Origin of the sequence: Streptomyces canus, from assembly GCF_030815415.1 — a bacterium.
Classification (GTDB): Bacteria; Actinomycetota; Actinomycetes; order Streptomycetales; family Streptomycetaceae; genus Streptomyces; species Streptomyces canus_F.
Genome location: NZ_JAUSWW010000001.1, coordinates 9,553,205 through 9,568,144 on the forward strand (window position 1 = coordinate 9,553,205; position 14,940 = coordinate 9,568,144).

The window sequence follows — 14,940 nt, forward strand, 5'->3', positions numbered from 1 at the left end:
GGTCACTCCGCCGCTCTCTCATCCCTTCATCTCGCACCCTTCATTTGAGGAATCATCCATGTCGAACGCCCTGTGGAATCCGATCGTCGTCGGCGAAATCCCCTTGCCGCACCGGCTGGCGATGGCCCCCATGACGCGGAACCGGTCCACGCCGAAAGGCGTTCCGACCGAGCTGAACGCCGACTACTACGCCCAGCGGGCCTCCCACGCGCTCATCATCACCGAGGGCACCCAGCCCTCCGCCGACGGCCAGGGCTACCCGGTGACCCCGGGCATCCACACCGACGAGCACATCGCCGGGTGGCGCAAGGTCACCGACGCCGTGCACAAGGCCGACGGGCGCATCGTCATCCAGCTCATGCACGCCGGGCGGATGTCCCACCCCGACAACACCCCGCACCACCGGCAGCCGGTCGCCCCCTCGCCGGTCCAGCCGGCGGGCACCATGTTCACCGCCTCGGGGCTCCAGCAGATGCCGGTACCGCGCGAACTGTCCACCGAGGAAGTCGCCGCCACGGTCGACGACTTCCGCCGCGCCGCCGCAGCCGCCATCGCGGCCGGTGCCGACGGCGTCGAGATCCACGGCGCCAACGGCTACCTCCTGCACCAGTTCCTCGCCGACAACACCAACCAGCGCACCGACGGCTACGGCGGCTCCATCGAGAACCGCATCCGCTTCGCCGTCGAGGTCGCCACCGCCGTGGCCGAGGAGATCGGCGCCGGCCGCACCGGCCTGCGGATCTCTCCGGGCAACCCGTTCAACGACATCGCGGAGAGCGACACCCACGAGCTGTACCCGGCACTCGTGCGCGCCCTCGCGCCGCTCGACCTCGCCTACCTGCACATCGGCCACGGCGGCGACGACGACCTTCTGCGCACTCTGCGCAAGCTGTGGCCGACCACGCTGGTCCTCAACCGGGCCGGCACCGACATCGCCACCCGCGCCAAGGACATCGAAGACGGCCTGGCCGACGTCGTCACCGTCGGCGTGATGGCCATCGCCAACCCCGACCTGGCCGAGCGCGTACGCACCGGCGCGCCGCTGAACGACCCTGACCCCGCCACGTTCTACGGCGGCGGCGAGGCCGGTTACACCGACTACGCCGCCCTCTCCGCCTGACGAGCCTCACGCTCTGCGTCTGAACCCACCTCTGTCATACCGGTCTTCGCCGACCGGTATGCCCAAATGGCCCCGCTCCTCGGCCACTCCGGCGTGCCAGGCCCTGCTCGTCCACCCCCCTGGTTCGGCTCGATTCCACTGTCCGTCACCGGGGTGGAGCCGCTCCGGCCGCCCATATTGGAGAAGCACATGTCTCACTCGAACGTTCAAACCCCAGCGTCCACCGCCGACCTGCACAGGCTTGCCGATGAGTACGTAAGGCGCGTCAACCTGCGTGACCTCGACGCCCTGTTCTCTCTGTACGCGCCGGACTTCCGTTCCCACGCCGCCGACGGCACCACCACCGGCGTCGAGGAGACCCGCGCGGTGCTGACGTCGTTCCTCGACGCGGTCCCCGACTTCGCCGCCACGCCGGTCCGTGTCGTCGCCGAGGACGATTGGTTCGCGATCAGCTTCGTCCTCACCGGCACGAACACCGGGTCCTTCAACGGCACTCCCGCCACCGGCCGATCGATCAAGGTGCTGGAGCTCCGCATGTTCAAGGTGGCCGACGGGAAGCTCACCGAGCACTGGGGCCTCATCGACCTGGCGACGCTCTTCGCCCAATTGCAGTCCTGAGAGGGATACCTGAGCCGATGCCGGTTTCACCCTTACGGAAGGGGCAGGCGGGCCGGCCGTAGCGGCGCCGGGCGGCTACGGCCGCGGCTGCGTGAAGAAGATCCGCTCGGTCTTGACCAGGATTCCGTGCTCGGTCAGCCGCTCGAGCTTCAGGCGGGTGTTGTCGATGACCCTGGGTGAGAAGGTACGCGCAGGTGAGCGGCAGCCGGGGCGCAAGCTCCGGCTGTGACGAAGGAACACATCGTGCGGTACGTGAAGGAACACAAGCAGGAGACCCGGTAGCGGATCATCACCACGGCCGGCCGCCGGCTCAAACGCGATGGCATCGACGGCTCCGGGGCTGCGATCCTCATGAAGGATGCGGGCCTGACCGACGGCACTCAGGCGGCGCCCGGCCGTGCCGGCCTCCAGCAGATGATTCGCTGTACTTCTCCCCCCAGCAGCGCGACACCATCGAGGACGGCTGCCCAACGCCGCCCTCCTCGACGAGGTAGCCCTGCGCCATCCGCGCATCGATCAGAAGCCGGTCCGGTCGAACGAGACCGGCGGCTGACTCGACAACCGCATCCACTTCGCCGTCGAGGCCGCCACCGCCATGGCAGACGAGATCGGCTACGCCGGCTACCCCACCCACACCGGCCCTGGCCAGCCGGTATGTCCAAAGCCCCCATGGAGGCACCACATGTCTCAGCACGTCGCAGTCCAACTGAGCCCGGAAGCAATCCAATTCGCGGATTGGCTGGCCGCAGGGGCGAATCCCCCGTCGGAGCTGGATGCGGCACGTATCCAGGCGGAGCAAGTCCATCTCGCCGCACGGGAGCCGGAAGGCGTCACCTACCGTGAGGTGGACGCGGGCGGCGTTCTGGGCATCTGGTGCGAACCCGTCGACGCCAACACCGACCACGTCCTCCTGCACACGCGCGCCGGGGGGTCCGTGCTGGCGTCGGCACACGTCGACCGAAAGCTCGCCGGCCATATCGCCAAGGCCGCCGGGCCCCCGTACTGGTCCTGGACTTCCGGCGGGCACCGGAACACAAGTACCCGGCTCAGGTCGACGACGCGGAGGCGGCCTTCAACTGGCTGCTCTCCGAAGGGTATGAGCCGGGGAACATCATCACGATCGGCCACTCGATCGGCGGGTTCATCGCCGTCGCTCTGGCGCTTCGCCTCCGCGACAAGAAGCAGCTCCTGCCCGGCGCCATCGTGTCGATCTCTCCCTGGTGCGACCTCGAAATCGCCAATGAGACCATCACGGCCAACGCCGGGACCGACAAGATCCTCGGCAAGGAACTGCTGGAGTTCTTCCGGGACGCCTGGATCGGTGGCACCGGCATCGAGTTCACGGACACCAGGATCAATCTGAACCGCGCGGACCTGAGCGGCCTGCCCCCCCACCCTCGTCTCCTGGGGCACGTACGAGGTTCTGGCCGGCGAGGACGAGGAGTTCGCCGCCCGCGTCAAGGAAGCCGGAATCGACACGGCGACCGTGATGGTCCCCGGAGGCCAGCACTCGTACGTCTACGGCGCCGGCCGCATTCCGGAGACCGACGCCGCCATCGCCGAGATCGGCGCGTGGGTCCGGGAGAAGGCGAAGATCTGACCGAGCGGCCAGGGCGCGGCAGTCGCAAGACCCGCGCACCCGCCCGGGATGTCGTCACGCCGCCGCAGTTCGTTGGTTCGAGACCCATCTGGGCACGTTCACGAGTTTCACACGGCTGCGCGCCGGCCTCACCCTCATAGGCTCCGTCGCACCGGCCACCCGCCGGGCTATCCCGTACAAGGACCGGCCTCACCGCCGGTGACGCGTTCTCCGAGCTGGGGGACCTCCTGCTGGACGGGCTCAGCGCAGGACAGGGAACATCCGAGCCGGACTCCGCGGTCGTCCGCTCACCCCGGGTCACGTCTCGGCGCCTGGATAGGGCCCGGCGGAAAGACGGCCAGGTCCGACGCGACGCCCACTGGAGAACCGCGCATCGATGCGGCCAGGGTGCCGGCGATGGCTCACGCCCGGAGGCGGGCGCCTGTTCCCAGCCGGGCGGTGACTTCCCTGGGGGTGAGGGTGGCGTGGTCCGCGGAGCATTCGACGACGACGCGGACCGGGGCGTCGCAATCGGTGTGGCGGACGTCCAGTAGAGGTCCCTCGGGGCCGAGCGCGTATGCCTCGCCCCACTGAGTCAGTGCCATCAGGACGGGCCACAGGTCCCAACCCTTGCGGGTCAGGCGGTATTCGTTGCGGGAGCGGCTGCCGGGCTCCTGATAGGGGACGGTCCTGAGGATGCCGGCCGCGGTCAGCTTGCGGAGACGGTCGCTGAGGACGGCCTCCGACAGGCCGATGTGGCGGCGGAAGTCGTCGAAGCGACGGACGCCGTTGACGGCGTCACGCAGGATCAGCAGTGTCCATTTCTCGCCGATCACGTCGAGCGTGCGCTGGACGGGGCAGTTCTCGGTGCTCGCCTCAAGCCACTCCATGCGGCCATCGTAAAGCTCTGGCTTCGCCATTGACAGTCAGGTGCGCAAAAGTCTAGCTTCATTTGAAAAAGTCAGCTGACGGGCAGAGGGAAGGGCACTGGACCGTGGGGCGAACACGTACGTATCAATGGGACGATCCCGCGATCTTGGCGGAGGCGGCCGGGCGCATGGCCGGCATCGACTTCCTGCGCGAGCTGATGGCGGGGCGCCTCCCGGGTCCGCCGATCAACTACACCATCGACTTCACACTGGACGAGGTGGAGCCGGGCAGGGCGGTGTTCTCGCTGACGCCGGGGGAGGAGCACTACAACCCGATCGGTAGCGTGCACGGCGGCATTTTCGCCACCCTGCTGGACTCGGCGGCGGGGTGCGCCGTCCAGTCCACCCTCCCGCAGGGTGTGGCGTACACCTCGCTCGACCTGACGGTGAAGTTCCTGCGGCGGATCACCGTGGACACGGGCCCGGTGCGCGCCATCGGCACGGTCGTCAACAAGGGCCGCCAAACCGCCCTCGCCCAGGCCCAGTTGGTCGACGCGACGGACCGACTGCTGGCCCACGCCACCAGCAGCTGCATGCTCTTCCCGGTACCCGCCCCTCAGCGATGACTCCGCAGGCGGAGCCTCGGTTCGTGGGGCGGTCGGGACAACCGGGAGCGCATCGATGTTCCGCCCGGCGGCGGCCCGCTCTCCCTTGGTGACGTGTGAGGCGCCCGGGCGCAGATGTCAGTGAGGGCCCGGCACACTGGACGAGTCGCCGCCCGGCGCTCGCTCCGCCCCCCGGGCCGAGGAGGAACGCGGCCAGGCCGGCGACCTCGTCGGGAGGGGAGACCCGGTCGAGGGGCGGGTGCGCCGGGTGCGGACAGCGTCGGTGTGCCGAGTACGTGACCGGCCCGGCCCGCGCCTTCGTCCCCAAGCCTGGTAGGCGGTCAGGGCGGCGAGCGGGAGAGCGCCGCCCTGGATGTGGTCGATACCGGCGGGGTCCTCATCCATGCGGCGGCCGGCGGCGTCGGACATCTCACCGTGCAGATCGCGAAGTTCCGTGGCGCGTACGTCATCGGCACCGCCTGCTGCCAAGCCCGACTTCCTGCGTTCCCTGGGCGTGGACGAGGCCATCGACTACCGCACGGTCGACATCGCCGAACGGGGCGTCCCCTACGAGGCCCTCCTCGTCGAGGCCGACCGCGTCGGCATGCAGGCCATCGCCGTCCTCGTCGCAACCGACGCCCTGCGCTCGGCTGAGTATCGGAAAGTAAACTTAAATCGGTTAGAATCGCTCCCATGGATGCGTGGACCGAAGTTCTTCAAGGCACCGGCATGGACCCCCGACTCGACCGGGACACGTCCAACTGCTCGATCGCGCGGACTCTCGAGATCGTGGGTGAGAAGTGGACGATCCTGATCCTGCGCGAGGTCTGGTACGGCTCGTCCCGCTTCAGCGACTTCGAACGCGTCCTCGGCTGCCCCCGCAACCTCCTCGCGACACGGCTTCGGATGCTGGTGGAGCAGGGGATCCTGGCGACCGAGACGTACAAGGAGCCCGGTGCGCGGAGTCGGCCGAAGTATGTGATCACTGCGAAGGGCATGGATCTGGTGCCGGCCGTGATGGGGCTGCTCCAGTGGGGCGACCGTTACCGCGCCGACCCGGAGGGGCCGGCGGTACTGGCGCGACACCACGAGTGCGGGGCACACGTCGATGTCCAGATCCGCTGCGAACTGGGCCACCCGGTGCAGGCGCAGGACATCGAGAGCGTCCCCGGCCCAGCGTTTCGTATGAAGTCGTCCGAGTGAGCTGGGGCTCCTCCGTCAGCTTTCCGGGTGGGGTCGGCGGCGAGCAGAAGAGCCTGACCGTCCGGGCGGTTGGCTCACGTGATGTCAGGAAGGCCTATCCATGGGACAGCCGACGGTAAAGACCGGAGTGACGCAGGTGGACGGGGTCCGTCTGCACTACGTCCGAGCCGGGTCCGGACCCCTGCTCGTCCTGCTTCACGGCTGGCCGCAGACCTCCGAATGCTGGCGGCCGGTCCTGGCGGATCTCGCCGCCGACCACACCGTTGTGACGCCGGACCTGCGCGGGTACGGACTGAGCGACAAGCCCACCCACGGTTACGACAAGCGGCGTATGGCCGCCGACATGGCAGGCCTCGTCGAGGCGCTCGGCTTCGAGCGGGCCATGGTGGTGGGCCACGATCGCGGCGCTCGCGTGGGGCACCGCTGGGCGCTGGACCGCCCGGACCAGGTGGAGCGGCTGGCCGTGCTCGACATCGTTCCCACCCGGGAGATGTTCCGCCGCCTGGACGCCTCACTCGCCTCCGGGTACTGGCACTGGCTGTTCCACATGCAGCCCGATCTGCCCGAGCGCCTGGTGGGGCAGGACATCCGTGGGTATCTCGAGTACTTCTTCGAGCGGTGGACCTACAACCGCCACGGCCTGACCGCCGACGCGGTCGACGGCTACGTCCGTGCCTTCTCCCGCCCGGGCGCCCTGCGCGCGAGCCTCGACGCCTACCGCGCCATGGAGGAGGACACCGCGCTCGACGACGTCGACGCCGCCGAAGGCCTCCGCCTCAGCATGCCGCTGCTGGCGCTGTGGGGTTCCGTGGGACTCCCTGCCCGCCTGCCGACACTGGAGATCTGGCGTGGCTACGCGGACGACGTCACCGGTGCCGAGATCCCGGAGTGCGGCCACTTCATCCCGGAGGAGCAGCCGGAGGCGATGTTGGCGCACCTGCGGCCCTTCCTGGCCGGCAGGGCCGGCCCGTGATCTCCCCAGCGTGACCGAAGCGGTGCCGGCCCGAGGGGCCGGGCCGGGCCGCCCCTCGGTACGGGCTTCAGAGGGCCGGGGCGCTGGCCGGAGTGCCACCCGAGAGGGCGGGGGCCGGGCCGTCGGCCTTGCGTCGGCGGGGCATCAGGAGCGCCAGGGCCGCCGCCAGGGCGACCGCTCCGGCACCGACCCAGAGCGCCGGGATCAGCCCGTCCACGAACAGCGAGGCGGACCCGTACCCGCCCTGCGCGGAGAAGACCGCCGCCAGCGACGCGACGCCGATGGCGCCGCCGACCTCTCGGATGGCGTTGTTCGCGCCGGAGGCGATGCCCTGCTCCTGCGGGCGGACCGTGCTCATGACGAGGTTCGCGGACGGGGCGAAGAACATGCCCATACCGATTCCGCAGACGATCAGCGCCGGCAGCAGGGCGGTGTACGACACCTGCGGCTCGACCGTCAGTGCCCAGAGCCCGAGGCCCACCGCGTTGAGGGCCATACCCACGGTGACGACGGGTGCGCCGCCGATGCGGTCGGAGAGCGCGCCTGCGAGCGGTCCGGCGATCATGGGCATGGCGGTCCAGGGCAGCATGCGCACGCCGGCTTCCATCGGTGAGTAGCCGCCGACGGTCTGCAGGTACTGGCTGAGCAGGAAGATGGCCCCGAACATGCCCAGCAGCATCAGCAGGCTGGCGGCGTTGATGGCACTGAAGGAACGGTTGCGGAACAGGCGCATCGGCAACATCGGGTGCTGGGCGCGCAGTTCGTAGAAGACGAAGCCGACGAGGAGGGCCGTACCCGCGAGGAAACCGCCCAGCACCGTTGTGCTGGTCCAGCCGTCGGCGTTGCCGCGTATCAGGGAGTAGACGATGCCGAACAGGCCGCCGCTGGCCAGGACCGTTCCGACGAGGTCGAGGCTCGGGTTGGGGCCGTGGCTCTCGTCGAGCCGCAGCAGGGCGAGCGGGATCAGTGCCAGGCCGAGCGGGACGTTGACCCAGAAGATCCACTGCCAGGAGAGGTGCTCGGCGAGCGCGCCGCCGATGAGCGGTCCCATGGCGACGGCGATGCCGCTGGCCGCGCCCCAGACCCCCAGGGCCGCGCCGCGCCGTTCGACGGGGACGGCGGCCGACAGCAGGGTGAGTGTCAGGGGTGTCACGATGGCGGCGCCGACGCCCTGCGCAGCTCGGGCGGCGATCAGCTCACTCATGCCCGGGGCGAGTGCGGCCGCGGCGGAGGAGGCGGTGAAGATCGCGAGCCCGATGGCGAACAGTCTCCGGCGGCCGAAGCGGTCCCCGAGGGAGGCGCCGAACATGAGCAGGACCGCGAAGGTGAGCGTGTAGGCGCTCACCGTCCACTCAAGGTCTTCGAGGCCGCCGCCGAGGTCCTCGCGGATGGAGGGGAGGGCGGTGGTGACGATCAGGTTGTCGAGCGCGGTGATGAATCCGGCCATGCTGGTGATGGCCACGGCCCAGAAGGCGCCGCCGCCCCGGGCCGGTTGCTTGCGTTGCCCCGGTTGGCTCCGGTGACGAGGGCGGTGCTGGCGGAGAGGTCCATGGAGGGTCCAAGTGCAGCAGGTAATTAAATTACGAACGTAATTCTAAGCAGGTGGAGTCGGTGCGCGCAAACACTTGGCGCGGCCGACGGTGTGCAGGACCAACGCGAGAGGGGCCTGCCGCACGGGCGGCAGGCCCCTCTCGCGGTCCGTCGAAGGTGGACTCAGAGCTTGACGACCATCTTTCCGACGCCCTCGCCCCGCAGCATCGCGAGGAAGGCGTCCGAGGTGTGGCGGTGCAGCTCAGGAAGCCGCTGCGCCCTGCTGGGTCTCATGACCGGACGAACCTATGCTGGGGTTCATGAGGCGGACATCCTTTGCGCAGTGGCCCTGCTCGATCGCCCGGACGATGGACCTGCTCGGGGACTGGTGGACGCCCCTGGTGCTGCGCGAGGCGTTCTACGGGATCCGGCGGTTCGACGCGTTCCAGGAGTCGCTGGGAATCGCCCGCAACACGCTGACGGACCGGCTGCGCCGGCTCGTGGATGAGGGGTTGCTGGAGAAGCGGCCCTACCAGACGGAGCCGGTTCGCTACGACTACGTGCTCACCGAGAAGGGTCGGGACTTCTACGACGTCCTGCTGGTGATGAACCGGTGGGGGGACCGCTGGCTGGCCGGTGAAGCGGGCCCGCCGGTGACCATGCGCCACGAGGTGTGCGGGCAGGAGACCCATGCCGAGGTGGTGTGTGCCTCCTGCGGCGAGCCGATGACCGCGGAGAACACCCGCCCCCGGATGGGGCCCGGTTATCCGCCGCACCTGGCCGTCCGGCCGGACGTGCGGGAGCGATTCGCGGACTGACCCGACGTCTGGGCCGGACCTGTGTGTGCCCTTGACATGTAAGTCTATCTACGCAACTTTACTGGTCAGGTCTGGTCAGAAGAGTTCTCGGGTGAGGCAGGGAGGCCACGGGATCGTGGAGTGGACGGGTGCGCGCTATGCGGACAAGCCGACGGTTGAGGTCCACACCTGGATCGCCGCTCCGCCGGGGCGGGTGTGGGCGCTGGCGTCCGACGTCGAGTTGATGCCGCGTATGAGTGCGGAGCTGCGGTCCGTCGAATGGCTGGACGGCAGAACCGGCCCTGCTCTGGGAGCCCGGTTCATCGGCCGGAGCAAGCACGAGTCGCTGGGGGAGTGGGCCACCACGTCCCACATCGTCGAGTACGAGCCCCCGAGGGCGATCGCCTGGGCGGTCGAGGATCCGCTCAACCCGACGGCGATCTGGCGGTTCGCGCTGGAGCCGCAGGACGGCGGCACCCTGCTGCGGGAGTGGATGCAGATGGGGCCGGCCCGCTCGGGCCTCTCCTTCGCCATCGACCGTATGCCGGACAAGGAACAGAAGATCGTCTTCGTACGCATGCGGGAGTTTGAGACGAACATGACCGCCACCCTCGAAGCGATCAAGAAGCTGGCCGAGGGCGCCCCGACCGCGAGTGAGGCGAGTCTGTGATGCGTACCTCCACCACGATCGAAGCCTCCGGTGGCGACTGGCGGGAGATCGTCGACTACGTCACCGAGGCGGAGAAGCTCGGGCTGGACATCTGCTGGGTGGCGGAGGCATGGGGCTCCGAAGCGCCCTCGCCGCTGGGCTACCTCGCCGCGAAGACCGAGCGCATGCTTCTCGGATCCGGAATCATCCAGCTCGGCACCCGCACACCGATGGCCATCGCCCGCGCCGCGATCACCCTCTCTCAGATCTCCCAGGGGCGCTTCCTCCTCGGACTGGGCCCCTCGGGGCCGCAGGTGATCGAAGGACTGCACGGCGTGCCCTTCGATCGGCCGCTGTCACGGATGCGGGAGACCGTCGAGATCGTGCGCCAGGCCGCCTCGGGCGCCAAAGTCTCCTATTCCGGGCGGGAGTTCAGCATTCCGCTGCCGGGCCGGGAGGTGAAACCCATGCGTCTGTCGATGCGCGCCGAGCATGACATTCCGGTCTACCTCGCCACCCTCTCACCGAAGATGCTGCACCTGACCGGTGAGATCGCCGACGGCTGGCTGGGTACCAGTTTCGTGCCCGAGGGCGCCAAGGAGGCGTACTTCGACCATCTGGACCAGGGCCTGGCCGCCGCCGGTCGCGCCCGCACCGACCTTGACATCTGCCAGGGCGCCGAAGTCGCCTTCGCGGACGACGAGGACGCGCTGCGCCAGATGGTGGCGGGTCGCAAGAAGGAACTGGCCTTCAGTCTCGGCGGCATGGGCTCCGCGACCACGAACTTCTACAACAACGCCTACAGCCGCCAGGGTTGGGCTGACGTGGCGGCCGAGGTCCGCACGCGTTGGCAGGCCGGCGACCGGGACGGTGCGGCCGCGCTGGTCACCGACGAGATGGTGCTGGCGACCACTCTGATCGGCACCGAGGACATGGTGCGCGAGCGGCTGCGGGTGTGGCGCGACGCCGGTGTCGACACCGTGCGGTTCTATCCCGCCGGCGAGACCCTCGACGTCCGGCTCGCCACCCTGGGCCGGGCCATCGGCCTGGTCCGTGACATCGAGGACGAGGTGGCACGGTAGCGAGACGGTCGGGCCCGGTCGCGGAGAGCCGTCGCGAGGTGTGGCCCGAAGGCGTCGGCCGACCTCGGCCATGGGCGCCGACGCAGTCCGCCGCGGCGATGATCCGGTTGCCCTGGCACGGGCCGGCCAGCAGTAGCCGCGCGACGGTGGTGACGGGAACGTCCGATTGCAGGTCGCCGTGTTCGGTCGGCGCGGTCAGCAGCAGTTCGATCGGCGGCCGGGCCACGGCGTCGGGGTACCGCTCTCTTGGGACCTGGGGCGCCTGGGCCGTCAGTTCTCGATGCAGTGGATCGTCGAGGAGGCGCCGCAGCAAGGCGTGCGTGAGGTTCGGCACGGCGTTCTGACGGGCCCGTCGCCGGCGTGGGGCGCAGTGAACGCGGCGGCGCCGGACGCCGTTTCCAAGCCGGGCGTCCACGGTCCAGTCGCGGCCATCGGGCTGGACATCTTCGGCCTGGGTGACACCGAGGCCGAAGTACGCGGAGTCGACGAGCCGTCGTCCCGCCGTCCATGATTGCCGCGCGGGCATAGATCACGGCATCGCGACGCTGAAGCGAGCGTCTGGGTGACTGCCGCCGAGCTGGTGACCCTGTGGGCGACGTTCACTCGCTCCGGTGGTCTCCTTGCGGCAGGCGGTGGCACAGGCCGCCGCTGCTCAGTCGGTGAGCAGGAACAGGTTGTTCGATCGGGAGCACGTCGGCCCCTCGCGGGAATCGGCCGCCCCAACGGAAAGGAACCGTCCATGGATGAGCAGGGTGAGCGCTTCGACGTCGTGGTACTCGGCGCGGGCCCCGGCGGATACGTTGCCGCCATCCGGGCCGCCCAACTGGGAAAGCGCGTAGCGGTCGTCGAGGAGAAGTACTGGGGCGGCGTCTGTCTGAACGTGGGCTGCATCCCCACCAAGGCCCTGTTGCGCAACGCCGAACTCGCGCACGTCTTCACCCGCGAGGCGAAGACCTTCGGCATCAAGGTCGACGGGCAGGTCTCCTTCGACTACGGGGAGGCGTTCCGCCGTAGCCGCAAGGTCGCGGACGGCCGGGTCAAGGGCGTCCACTACCTGATGAAGAAGAACAAGATCACGGAAGTCAGCGGCCGGGGTACGTTCCTGGACGCCCACACGCTTCAGGTGACCGATTACGAAGGCAACACCCGCACCATCGGCTTCGATCACTGCATCATCGCCGCCGGGGCGACCCCGAAGCTGCTGCCCGGTACCCGCCGTACGTCGCGCGTGGTGACGTTCGAGGAGCAGATCCTCGCCGAGGACCTGCCGCAGTCGATCGTGATCGCGGGCGCCGGTGCCATCGGTATCGAGTTCGCCTATGTCCTGCACAACTACGGCGTGAAGGTGACGGTCGTCGAGTTCCTGGACCGGATCGCGCCGCTGGAGGACGTCGAGGTCTCCGCCGAACTCGCCAAGCAGTACCGCAAGTTGGGCATCGACGTCCTCACCTCGACCCGCGTCGAATCGATCGACGAGTCCGGCCCGCAGGTGCGGGTCACGGTCACCGGCAAGGACGGCACCCAGCAGGTACTGGAGGCGGACAAGGTCCTTCAGGCGATCGGCTTCGCGCCGAACGTCACCGGCTACGGCCTGGAGAACACGGGCGTCACGGTCACCGAGCGCGGCGCGATCGACGTCGACGGACGGTGCCGCACCTCTGTCCCGCACATCTACGCCATCGGTGACGTCACCGCGAAGCTGATGCTCGCGCACGCCGCCGAGGCGATGGGCGTGGTCGCCGCGGAGACCCTCGCGGGCGCGGAGACGATGGAGTTGGACTACGTGATGATCCCGCGGTCCACCTTCTGCCAGCCCCAGATCGCCAGCTTCGGCTACACCGAGGCGCAGGCGAGGGAGAAGGGCTTCGACGTCCAGGTGGCCAAGTTCCCGTTCACCGCGAACGCCAAGGCCCACGGTCTCGGTGACGCGACCGGGTTCGTGAAGCTGATCAGCGACGCCAAGTACGGTGAACTCCTCGGCGGCCACCTCATCGGCCCCGACGTCACCGAACTCCTGCCCGAGCTGACCCTGGCCCAGCAGTGGGACCTGACAGTCCACGAGGTCGCCCGCAACGTCCACGCCCACCCCACCTTGGGAGAGGCAGTCAAGGAAGCCGTCCACGGCCTCGCCGGCCACATGATCAACATGTAGCGGTGCGGCAGGGGCCCCTGGTGATCGGGTCGGTTTCGCGTCCTGGAGCTGCCAAGGGGTCCTGCCGTCACACGTTCGGGTGCGCGGCGGTTCCCTCGGTGATGAACCGGACGCCTTGCGGTCGCGGGGAGGGCTCGGTCTGCCCTTTGTTCCGTGCGTCAGTTGAAGCCGAGCATGGAGCAACGCAGGGGCGTGATCAGGCGGAGTGCGACGTTTCCTGGCCGGCAGCGTCGCCCGGCGTCCGTCGAGCAGGCGTGATTCAGCCGCGCGGACCGGCGCCGCGCGGCAATGTGTCGACGATGCGCGTTGCCGGTGCGTCCGGGTTCTGGCGCGGAATCGCTCCATGCGAGGGCGGCTGCGACGGCCGGGTGGAACGGGTCTCGACCAGGAAGACGACTCTGCCGTCCTGCGGCGTGCGCACGGCCCGTGACGGAAGGGCGTCGACGGCACGAGGCCGCCGACGGCAAAGGGGCGCTGCTCAGGCTGTGGGTACGGCGGGCTGGGTGATGAGGGAGGCGTCGCCGCCCTGGACGGAGTCCCGGGCGCCGGCGGAGGCCTCGTGGGGCACTCCGAGGGGGACCGCACTGACGTCGGACAGGCGCGCGAACTGCTCAGGGGTGAGCTGGACGTCCAGGGCGCCCAGGTAGTCGTCGAGCTGGTTGAGGTTGCGCGGGCCGATGATCGGGACGAACGAGGTGGATGCCTGCGCGGCACGCTCACGTACCCAGGCCACCGACACCTGGGCAGGCGTCGCGCCGGTCTCCTCGGCGACGGCCAGGACGGTGTCGACGACGGCCGTCTTCTGTTCGGTGCTCTCGGTGTGGATGACCGCCTTGAGATCGGTCAGCCGTCCCTCGGCGCTGCGGCGGTACTTGCCGGTGAGCAGTCCGCCGCCGAGCGGCGACCACAGGGCGGCGCCCAGCCCCAGACTCTCGGCCATCGGCAGCAGCTCGCGGTCGGCGGTCCTCTCGACGAGGCTGTACTCGATCTGGATGCCCGCGACCGGTGCCCAGTTCTTGAGGTCCGCGAGGGTCGCGGCGCGGGAGACGCGCCAGGCCGGGAAGTTGGACAGGGCGGCGTGGAGGATCTTGCCGGAGCTGACCAGGTCGTCGAGCCCGCGCAGGATCTCCTCCATGGGCGTGAGGTCGTCGGGGAAGTGGACCCAGTACAGGTCGACGTAGTCGGTACCGAGGCGCTTGAGGCTCGCTTCCAGTGAAGCGACCATGTTCTTGCGGCTGTTGCCCGTCCTGGAGATGCCGGGCTGCGGACTGGCCCCGTTGGTGAACTTGGTCGCCAGGACGAAGTGGTCTCGGTCGGCGGCGACGAACTTGCCCACCAGTTCTTCCGACTCGCCGAACTGGTAGCCGTCGGCGGTATCGAGGAACGTTCCGCCGGCCTCGGCGAACCGGTCGAACATCCGGCGTGCCTCGTCCGGTTCGGCGCCGGCACCCCAGCCGGTGCCGAAGTTCCCTGTGCCGAGCGCGTACTCCGAAACGCGCAGTCCTGTGCGTCGTCCGAAGGTCGTGTAACGCATCAGGTCTCCTTGGTGCTGATTTCGCATCGGCGCAAGCGGCGGCCGGCGCGCCCGCCGACCGGCTATGCCCTCCGGCGCACCATCGCGCCCGCGGTCCCGTCGGTGGGACCAGGCAGGGCGGGCGGTCTCCGGTCAGGCGCGACTCCGGACGATGGCGCGGCGCCGTGGTCGGGGGCGTCGACCGCGCCCGGATCCGGTGCGCGGCGCCGACGAACCACCCAACCGTTGC

13 protein-coding genes and 3 pseudogenes are annotated in these 14,940 nt (G+C 69.3%); 13 read left to right on the forward strand and 3 right to left on the reverse strand.

The features are described 5' to 3' along the window. The first annotated feature begins 58 nt into the window (after nt 1-58). The 4 genes and pseudogenes from QF037_RS44385 to QF037_RS51165 form a co-directional block, all read left to right on the forward strand. Nucleotides 59-1,120 (forward strand): alkene reductase, encoded by a 1,062-nt coding sequence (locus QF037_RS44385; RefSeq protein ID WP_307035423.1) that lies wholly within the window; start codon nt 59-61, stop codon nt 1,118-1,120. A 189-nt stretch (nt 1,121-1,309) separates the two neighbouring features. After that, on the forward strand, nt 1,310-1,738 hold the full coding sequence (locus QF037_RS44390) for an ester cyclase (protein ID WP_307035425.1): 429 nt from the start codon (nt 1,310-1,312) through the stop codon (nt 1,736-1,738). Between the two features lie 285 nt (nt 1,739-2,023). After that, nucleotides 2,024-2,231: pseudogene (locus tag QF037_RS44395) on the forward strand (TetR/AcrR family transcriptional regulator); the annotation flags it as partial. A 380-nt stretch (nt 2,232-2,611) separates the two neighbouring features. Then, nucleotides 2,612-3,070 (forward strand): annotated as a pseudogene (locus tag QF037_RS51165) (alpha/beta hydrolase fold domain-containing protein); the annotation flags it as partial. Nucleotides 3,071-3,739: 669 nt separating this feature from the next. On the opposite strand, the gene QF037_RS44405 reads toward QF037_RS51165, so the two are convergent. Further along, a complete protein-coding gene (locus tag QF037_RS44405) occupies nt 3,740-4,207 on the reverse strand; it encodes a winged helix-turn-helix transcriptional regulator (protein ID WP_307035427.1) in 468 nt (155 codons plus the stop codon). Nucleotides 4,208-4,311: 104 nt separating this feature from the next. Here QF037_RS44405 and QF037_RS44410 point away from each other — a divergent pair, with 104 nt between their 5' ends. The 4 genes and pseudogenes from QF037_RS44410 (at nt 4,312) to QF037_RS44425 (ending at nt 6,967) form a co-directional block, all read left to right on the forward strand. Continuing rightward, complete coding sequence (locus tag QF037_RS44410; RefSeq protein WP_307035429.1) at nt 4,312-4,812, forward strand: PaaI family thioesterase; 501 nt, start codon at nt 4,312-4,314, stop codon at nt 4,810-4,812. A gap of 266 nt (nt 4,813-5,078) precedes the next feature. Further along, nucleotides 5,079-5,437, forward strand: a pseudogene (locus QF037_RS44415) (zinc-binding dehydrogenase); the annotation flags it as partial. A gap of 83 nt (nt 5,438-5,520) precedes the next feature. After that, nucleotides 5,521-5,994: a winged helix-turn-helix transcriptional regulator gene (locus QF037_RS44420; RefSeq protein ID WP_307035431.1), complete on the forward strand. Its 474-nt coding sequence runs from the start codon at nt 5,521-5,523 to the stop codon at nt 5,992-5,994. Nucleotides 5,995-6,094: 100 nt separating this feature from the next. Then, a complete protein-coding gene (locus tag QF037_RS44425; protein WP_307035433.1) occupies nt 6,095-6,967 on the forward strand; it encodes an alpha/beta fold hydrolase in 873 nt (290 codons plus the stop codon). 67 nt (nt 6,968-7,034) lie between these two features. On the opposite strand, the gene QF037_RS44430 is transcribed toward QF037_RS44425, so the two are convergent. Further along, on the reverse strand, nt 7,035-8,414 hold the full coding sequence (locus tag QF037_RS44430) for a DHA2 family efflux MFS transporter permease subunit (RefSeq protein ID WP_307037698.1): 1,380 nt from the start codon (nt 8,412-8,414) through the stop codon (nt 7,035-7,037). A gap of 403 nt (nt 8,415-8,817) precedes the next feature. Between QF037_RS44430 and QF037_RS44435 the strand changes: the two genes are divergently transcribed. The 5 genes from QF037_RS44435 to lpdA all read left to right on the forward strand — a co-directional run bounded on the left by QF037_RS44435 (nt 8,818) and on the right by lpdA (nt 13,177). Beyond that, nucleotides 8,818-9,315: a winged helix-turn-helix transcriptional regulator gene (locus QF037_RS44435; RefSeq protein ID WP_307035435.1), complete on the forward strand. Its 498-nt coding sequence runs from the start codon at nt 8,818-8,820 to the stop codon at nt 9,313-9,315. 115 nt (nt 9,316-9,430) lie between these two features. Next, nucleotides 9,431-9,964, forward strand: a complete 534-nt coding sequence (locus QF037_RS44440; protein WP_307037700.1) for an SRPBCC family protein — start codon at nt 9,431-9,433, stop codon at nt 9,962-9,964. Beyond that, nucleotides 9,964-11,025 (forward strand): LLM class flavin-dependent oxidoreductase, encoded by a 1,062-nt coding sequence (locus tag QF037_RS44445; protein ID WP_307035437.1) that lies wholly within the window; start codon nt 9,964-9,966, stop codon nt 11,023-11,025. Before QF037_RS44440 ends, QF037_RS44445 begins: the two co-directional genes overlap by 1 nt. A gap of 166 nt (nt 11,026-11,191) precedes the next feature. Continuing rightward, a complete protein-coding gene (locus QF037_RS44450; protein ID WP_307035439.1) occupies nt 11,192-11,536 on the forward strand; it encodes a hypothetical protein in 345 nt (114 codons plus the stop codon). 228 nt (nt 11,537-11,764) lie between these two features. Then, nucleotides 11,765-13,177: a dihydrolipoyl dehydrogenase gene (lpdA, locus tag QF037_RS44455; RefSeq protein ID WP_307035441.1), complete on the forward strand. Its 1,413-nt coding sequence runs from the start codon at nt 11,765-11,767 to the stop codon at nt 13,175-13,177. A 478-nt stretch (nt 13,178-13,655) separates the two neighbouring features. On the opposite strand, the gene QF037_RS44460 is transcribed toward lpdA, so the two are convergent. Beyond that, nucleotides 13,656-14,711 carry an aldo/keto reductase gene (locus QF037_RS44460; RefSeq protein WP_307035443.1) on the reverse strand — a complete coding sequence of 352 codons (1,056 nt, stop codon included), beginning with the start codon at nt 14,709-14,711 and terminating at the stop codon, nt 13,656-13,658. Between the last annotated feature and the right edge of the window lie 229 nt (nt 14,712-14,940).

Coding starts and splice junctions, on each gene's coding strand:
- QF037_RS44460 (WP_307035443.1), bottom strand. CDS start 14,711: ATGCGTTACACGACCTTCGGACGACGCACAGGACTGCGCGTTTCGGAG.
- lpdA (WP_307035441.1), top strand. CDS start 11,765: ATGGATGAGCAGGGTGAGCGCTTCGACGTCGTGGTACTCGGCGCGGGC.
- QF037_RS44435 (WP_307035435.1), top strand. CDS start 8,818: ATGAGGCGGACATCCTTTGCGCAGTGGCCCTGCTCGATCGCCCGGACG.
- QF037_RS44425 (WP_307035433.1), top strand. CDS start 6,095: ATGGGACAGCCGACGGTAAAGACCGGAGTGACGCAGGTGGACGGGGTC.
- QF037_RS44385 (WP_307035423.1), top strand. CDS start 59: ATGTCGAACGCCCTGTGGAATCCGATCGTCGTCGGCGAAATCCCCTTG.
- QF037_RS44390 (WP_307035425.1), top strand. CDS start 1,310: ATGTCTCACTCGAACGTTCAAACCCCAGCGTCCACCGCCGACCTGCAC.
- QF037_RS44420 (WP_307035431.1), top strand. CDS start 5,521: ATGGACCCCCGACTCGACCGGGACACGTCCAACTGCTCGATCGCGCGG.
- QF037_RS44405 (WP_307035427.1), bottom strand. CDS start 4,207: ATGGAGTGGCTTGAGGCGAGCACCGAGAACTGCCCCGTCCAGCGCACG.
- QF037_RS44430 (WP_307037698.1), bottom strand. CDS start 8,414: ATGGCCGGATTCATCACCGCGCTCGACAACCTGATCGTCACCACCGCC.
- QF037_RS44445 (WP_307035437.1), top strand. CDS start 9,964: ATGCGTACCTCCACCACGATCGAAGCCTCCGGTGGCGACTGGCGGGAG.